Raw genomic sequence first — 5,849 nt, 5'->3', positions numbered from 1 at the left:
ACCCCCCCCCCCAACAGGGCTTTCGAGATTACTTCCCGGGTGCGGGGGGGGGATTATTCTATCAGCCGCGGGGGGCGGGGGGGGGGGCCCCCCCCCCCCCCCCGCCGGTCCTCGCGCGCGTGGGTGGCGCAGGGGGCGGGAGAACCGCTTAAGAAGTCCCCGACCTCGGCTCCGGACCCTCTTGACCAAACTTTGCTTAACCGCTTAACTAAGTCCATGGCCTCCACGTCCGAGCCGCTCGCGCTCGCCCTCGACATCGGCGGCACCAAGCTCGCCGCGGCCCTGGTCGAGTCGGACGGCGCCGTGCTGGCCCGCCGCACCGCGTCGACGCCCGCCGGCGACGCGGAGACCGTGTGGGCGGCCCTGGCCGCGCCGGTGGTGGAGCTGCTCGACCTGGCCGTGGACACCGGGCGCGAGGTGCTGGGCGCGGGCATCGCCTCGGCCGCGCCGATGGACCGGCGCACGGGCGTCATCAGCCCGGTGAACATCCCCGGCTGGCGCGACTTCCCGATCACCGCGCGCGTCGCCGAGCTGGTGCCCGGCCTGCCCGTGCGGCTCGGCGGCGACGCCCTGTGCATGGCGCTGGCCGAGTACCACCACGGCGCCGGGCGGGGCAGCGAGTGCCTGCTCGGCATGGTCGTCTCCACCGGCATCGGCGGCGGTTTCGTGCTCGACGGCAGGCCGCTGTTCGGCGTCGCGGGCAACGCGGGCCACGTCGGCCACTTCGTGATCGACCCGGCCGGCCCGCCCTGCGGGTGCGGCGCCCACGGGTGCGCGGAGGCCGTCGCCAGCGGCCCGTCCATGGTCCGCTGGGCGCTGGAGCAGGGCTGGCGACCCCTGGGCGGCACGGCCGACGGCATCGCGCTGGCCGCGTCCGCCCGCGCGGGCGAGTCGATCGCGCTGGCCGCGTTCCGGCGTTCCGGCGAGGCGGTGGCCAGGGTCGTCACGGTGGCCGCCGCGCTGTGCGAGATCGACCGGGTGGTGATCGGCGGCGGCGTGGCCCAGGCGTGGGACCTGCTGGAACCCGCCGTGCTCGAACCGCTCGCGGACCACCCGGGGCTCGACTTCACGCGCCGGGTGGAGGTCCGCCCGGCCACGCTGGGGGTCGACTCGGGCCTGATCGGCGCGGCGGCGCTGCTCGTGGGCGACCGGGTGCCGTCGTTGCCGGTGGGCATCTGACGCCACCGCGGCGCCACCGCTCGGAAGACCTCCGCACACCTCGATGAGGGGACCTCGCGTCCCCGGTTGGGAACTCTCGTGCGCAAGCTCGACACGATCATCCGGGACTACCACTGGGGTTCGCGCACCGCGCTCGCCGAACTGCTCGGCGAGCCGTCGCCGAGCCCGGGGCCGCAGGCGGAGCTGTGGATCGGCGCGCACCCCGACGACCCGTCCCGACTGAGGGGCTGCGGGGTGCCGCTGGACCGCCACCTCGCGGCCAACCCGGCGGGCCTGCTGGGGCCGCGGTGCCTGGCCGCGTTCGGCCCGCGGCTGCCGTTCCTGCTCAAGGTGCTGGCCGTGGACGCGCCGCTGTCGCTCCAGGTGCACCCGAACCGGGAGCAGGCCGTCGCCGGGCACGCCGAGCGCGGCTACCGCGACGACCGGGCCAAGCCCGAGGTGCTGGTGGCGCTGACGGAGTTCGCGACGATGTCCGGCTTCCGCGCGCCCGCCGCGACCGTCGCCCTGCTGGACCGGCTGGACGTGCCCGGCCTCGCGCCGGTGCGGGCCGCGGTGGCGGCGGGGGAGGTGGGCGACGCGCTGCGCCTGGCGCTGACCGGCACGACCGGCGAACTGGTCGCGGAGGTGGCCTCGGCGGCGGCGGGCGTGCCCGGCCTGGAGCACGTGGCGGAGCTGGCCAAGACCTACCCGACCGACCCGGGGGTGGTCGCGGCGCTGCTGCTCGACGCGGTCGTGCTGCGGCCGGGCCAGGCGGTGTACGTCGGGCCGGGCGTGCCGCACGCGCACCTGCGCGGGGTGGGCGTCGAGCTGATGGTCAACTCCGACAACGTCCTGCGCGCCGGCCTGACCACCAAGGAGGTCGACGTGCCCGCCGTGCTGTCCATCTTGGACACCCGGACCGGGCCGGCCCACGTGCTCGACGGCGAGGTGGACGGTCCACTGAGGACGTACCCGACCCCGGACCCGGAGTTCCGGCTGCACGAGGCGCGCCCCGGCGCGGTGCTGGCCGGCGGCGGACCGCAGCTCCTGTTGTGCGTCAACGGTTCCGTGGTCGTCCGCAAGGGCGCGGACGAGGTCGTGCTGGCGAGCGGCGAGTCGGCGTTCCTGCCCCACGACGAGGCCGCGGCCCAGGTCGCCGGCGAAGGACGGGCGTTCTGGGCCGCGGTGAACCTCGACGCCTGAGCGAGGATCGCCGGGAGTTCACGTCGTTGCGGGGGGCTTCCACCCCGGAGTCGGTCCGAACGGCTCGGCGCGCCGGTCTTTTCAGCGGTAGTAGCCCTCCACGGCGGCCCGCGCCTCGGCGTACCGCCCCGGCCCCTCCTGCGGCACCGCCGCGAAACCGCCGCCCGGCTTCAGCTCGTTCAGCTGCTCGGTCGACAGCGCGAACACCACCCGCCCCAGCCCCGACCGCTCGATCGCGCCCGCGCACATGCCGCACGGCTGGCAGCTCGTGAACATGGTCGTGCGCGCGGCCACCGCCGGGTCCAGTTCGCGGGCCGCCCAGCGGGCCAGCTTCAGCTCCGGGTGGGCCGTGATGTCGTCGTCGGACACCGTGGTGTTGCGCGCCTCGGCCAGCACCTCCCCGTCCGGCCCGACCAGCAGCGACCCGAACGGCGGGTCGCCCGCCGCCCGCGCCTCCACGGCCAGCTCGATCGCCCTGTCCAAGCTCATCCGAACTCCTTCCGCACGGTCGCCAGCGCCTGCCAGGCGACTTCGGGGTGCCGCGTCTCGGCGGGGTCGCCGACGAACGGGTCCAGCACGACCGCCTCCGCGCCCGACTCGCGCAGCCGGGCCAGGTCGTCGACCACCTGCGCCACCGTGCCCTCGCCCATCCGGCGGTCCGGGCCGGGGTCGTCCCGGGTCAGGCGCAGCAGGACGCGCGGCGCCAGGGCCGGTGTCGGCCGGCCCTCGCGGTCGGCGATGTCGGCCAGCCGCCGCACCGCCTCCGCGTGCTGCCGGTGGGTGAGGCGGAGCCCGTGCCACGCGTCGCCGAAGCGGACGGCCCGCCGCAGCGCCGCGTCCGAGTGACCGCCCACCCAGACCGGCACGCCCCCGGCCCGGTAGTCGGCCTCGTCGGACCAGGCCGCCCGCAGCGCGCGCAGCCCCTCGTCGGTGAGCCGGCCGCGTTCGGCGAAGGGGACGCCCAGCGCCTCGTACTCCTGCCGCGCCCACCCGACGCCGACGCCGAGCACGAACCGGCCGCCCGACAGCTCGGCCAGGTTCGCCGCCATCCGCGCCACCAGCAGCGGGTGCCGGTAGGGCAGCACCAGCACGGTGGTGCCCAGGGTGATCCGCGAGGTCACGCCGGCCAGCCAGGACAGCGCGGTGAACGGCTCGTAGAACGGCGCGGGGTACTGTTCCGCTACGTCGGCGGTGACCGCCACGTGGTCGGAGACCATCAGCAGGTCGAAGCCCAGCCCCTCCACGGTCAGGGCCCACCGCCGCAGCACGTCGGGCGAGGTGCCGGGGCCGAAGTTGGGGACGTTCACGCCGATTCGCACGTGATCAAGGCTAGGCCCGCGAGCGGTGTGGCTGAAGGGATCCTTCACGGTGTGCAGGGGCTCCGGCCGTGGGATCCACGGTAGTTTGGCCCGGTGACCGTGAACCTCGACCAGACCGACTGGGCCATCCTCGCCGAGCTCCAGCGCGACGGCCGCGTCCCGATCACCGAGCTGGGCCGCCGGGTCAACCTCAGCGCCTCGGCCACCACCGAGCGGGTCCGGCGCCTGGAGACCTCCGGCGTGGTCACCGGGTACCGCGCCGAGGTCGACCTGGACAAGGCCGGCTACCCGGTGCTCGCGGTGGTGCGCCTCAAGTACCCGGGCAACCGCCACGAGCCGCTGCGCGCGCTGCTCGCCGAGCGCGGCGAGGTGCTGGAGTGCCTGCGCACCACCGGCGACGACTGCTACACGCTCAAGGTCGCCGCCACCTCGATGGCCCACCTGGAGCGGGTGGTCGACGAGCTGATGGCGTTCGGCAGCACCACCACGAGCATCGTCTACAGCCGGACCCTGCCGTACCGGGGCGTGGCGCCGGCCGCGCCCCGGTAGCGGCTCACCGCCACGGCACGGCGGGCGCGCACGCCGGCGAGTCGGGGCCGGCCGGGCCGCGCAGGGCCGCGCCGCCGGGCAGGAGCCAGCACCCGGCCGGGTCGGTGACGTCCGCGCTCGTGATCCTGCCCAGCCGCCTGCCCCGGTCGTCGTAGGCGGTCAGCACGCCCAGCCCGCCGTCGCTCGGCGCGACGAAGTCCGGGGGGTACTCCAGGTGCGCCACGTACGTGCCGTTGGCGATCTCGGCCTCGACCGACCGGCCCTCCCGCTCGTAGACGACCCTGGCCACCGCCGGCGACACCCGGCCCACGGCCAGGGCGACGCCCGGGACGTTCCAGTGCGCGGCCTTGCCGTGGGCGCCGCCGGACGACACGCCGACCGCGTCCGCCGAGAAGGGGCCCGGCAGCCACGCCCGGTCGCGGACCGCGGTGAACGCCGGGTTGTACGGCGTGGTGGGACCGTTGACCGTGCACTCCAGCACGCCGTCGGGGGTGTAGAGCAGGGCCAGGTCGCCACCGCCCACGTCCGCGACGTACTGGTGCAGCACCGCCGGGCCGGGCAGCTGGAAGGTCTCCACGCACCCCTGCTCGACCTCGGCCACGCGCCCCGGGTCCAGGCCGGGGACCGACATCGCGCCCGCCTCGGTGGTCGTGGTCGTCGTGTTGGCCGAGCCGCTGACCCCGGTCGTGCCGGGCGCCGGGCCGGTGGCCCCCGTGGTGCCGGGCGCGGAGCCGGTGGTCACGAGGGAGGGCGGCGCCGCCGCGTCGTCGCCGACCGGCCCCTGCCACGGCGCGACCACCACGACCAGGCCGATCACGGCCGCGGCGGCGACACCGGCGGTGAGCAGCGGCGCGTACCGGACCCGGCGGCGGCCGGCGACGGCGCGCTCCAGCTCGGCCCGGATCCGGGCGTGCCGGCGGGGGGGCAGGTCCCGCTCGGGGGGGAGGGTGGTGCTCATCGGTCCTCCAGGGACATCGCGGGGACGGCGACGACCGGCGTCGGGCCGAGCTTGCGGGTCAGCCGCGCCTTCGCCTTGCTGACCCGGGCCCGGACGCTCACCTCGGCGATGCCGAGCACGGCGGCGGCGTCCGCGTAGGACACCCCGGACCACACGCACAGCGCCAGCGCCTCGCGCTCGTTGCGGGGCAGCTCCTCCACGGCGGCCAGCAGCACGGCCATGCGCCGCTGGTCGTCGACGCGCTCGGCCACGTGGTCGGCGTGGTCCGGCACGGCCGCCTCGACCGGGTACCGGCGGAACAGCCGCAGCCGCCGGGCGGCCGTGCGGCGGTGGCCGCGCACCACGTTCGTGGCCACGGCCAGCAGCCACGGCAGCGCCGAGTGGTGCTCCAGGCGCAGCCGGTCCCGCTTGCGCCAGGCGACCAGGAAGGTGTTCTGGAGGTGGTCCTCGGCCGCCGCCCACGACGCGGTCAGCCGGAAGCAGTGGTTGTAGACCGCCTTGGCGTGCCGGTCGAACAGCACGCCGAACGCGTTCCCGTCGCCCGCCGACGCCTGCGCCCACAGCACCCGGTCGTCGGGTTCCTCGGTCGTCATGCCCTGTCAGTGCCCCGGCGGCGGGGAGCGTTGCCACGGCGGGCCGCCACGGCGCGGCCGACCTCTCCG

General features: G+C 76.2%; 7 protein-coding genes. 3 read left to right on the top strand and 4 right to left on the bottom strand.

From position 1 onward, the window contains the following. The first annotated feature begins 216 nt into the window (after nt 1-216). Both ACFV4N_RS38630 and manA read left to right on the top strand, forming a co-directional pair. A complete protein-coding gene (locus ACFV4N_RS38630; RefSeq protein ID WP_499677640.1) occupies nt 217-1,179 on the top strand; it encodes an ROK family protein in 963 nt (320 codons plus the stop codon). A gap of 78 nt (nt 1,180-1,257) precedes the next feature. Further along, complete coding sequence (gene manA, locus ACFV4N_RS38625) at nt 1,258-2,361, top strand: mannose-6-phosphate isomerase, class I (protein ID WP_499677639.1); 1,104 nt, start codon at nt 1,258-1,260, stop codon at nt 2,359-2,361. An 81-nt stretch (nt 2,362-2,442) separates the two neighbouring features. Here manA and ACFV4N_RS38620 read toward each other — a convergent pair whose 3' ends face one another. Continuing rightward, on the bottom strand, nt 2,443-2,850 hold the full coding sequence (locus ACFV4N_RS38620; RefSeq protein WP_499677638.1) for a nucleoside deaminase: 408 nt from the start codon (nt 2,848-2,850) through the stop codon (nt 2,443-2,445). Continuing rightward, nucleotides 2,847-3,680, bottom strand: coding sequence for a TIGR03619 family F420-dependent LLM class oxidoreductase (locus tag ACFV4N_RS38615; RefSeq protein WP_499677637.1), 834 nt, complete (start codon nt 3,678-3,680; stop codon nt 2,847-2,849). Before ACFV4N_RS38615 ends, ACFV4N_RS38620 begins: the two co-directional genes overlap by 4 nt. A 93-nt stretch (nt 3,681-3,773) precedes the next feature. On the opposite strand from ACFV4N_RS38615, the gene ACFV4N_RS38610 reads away from it, so the two are divergent. Continuing rightward, nucleotides 3,774-4,229, top strand: coding sequence for an Lrp/AsnC family transcriptional regulator (locus tag ACFV4N_RS38610; RefSeq protein ID WP_499677636.1), 456 nt, complete (start codon nt 3,774-3,776; stop codon nt 4,227-4,229). Between the two features lie 4 nt (nt 4,230-4,233). On the opposite strand, the gene ACFV4N_RS38605 is transcribed toward ACFV4N_RS38610, so the two are convergent. Both ACFV4N_RS38605 and ACFV4N_RS38600 read right to left on the bottom strand, forming a co-directional pair. Beyond that, on the bottom strand, nt 4,234-5,187 hold the full coding sequence (locus ACFV4N_RS38605; protein ID WP_499677635.1) for a hypothetical protein: 954 nt from the start codon (nt 5,185-5,187) through the stop codon (nt 4,234-4,236). After that, entirely contained in the window at nt 5,184-5,780 is a 597-nt protein-coding gene (locus ACFV4N_RS38600; RefSeq protein ID WP_499677634.1) for an RNA polymerase sigma factor, read from the bottom strand. Before ACFV4N_RS38600 ends, ACFV4N_RS38605 begins: the two co-directional genes overlap by 4 nt. Between the last annotated feature and the right edge of the window lie 69 nt (nt 5,781-5,849).

The organism is Actinosynnema sp. NPDC059797, from assembly GCF_042732085.1.
Lineage (GTDB): Bacteria > Actinomycetota > Actinomycetes > Mycobacteriales > Pseudonocardiaceae > Actinosynnema.
Note: the sequence above shows the minus strand (reverse complement) of the source record. Positions and strands in the feature narration are given on the sequence as shown.

Bases quoted from the DNA above. Each gene is read 5' to 3' on its own strand.
- ACFV4N_RS38630 (WP_499677640.1), top strand. From the start codon at position 217: ATGGCCTCCACGTCCGAGCCGCTCGCGCTCGCCCTCGACATCGGCGGC.
- ACFV4N_RS38620 (WP_499677638.1), bottom strand. From the start codon at position 2,850: ATGAGCTTGGACAGGGCGATCGAGCTGGCCGTGGAGGCGCGGGCGGCG.
- ACFV4N_RS38605 (WP_499677635.1), bottom strand. From the start codon at position 5,187: ATGAGCACCACCCTCCCCCCCGAGCGGGACCTGCCCCCCCGCCGGCAC.
- ACFV4N_RS38600 (WP_499677634.1), bottom strand. From the start codon at position 5,780: ATGACGACCGAGGAACCCGACGACCGGGTGCTGTGGGCGCAGGCGTCG.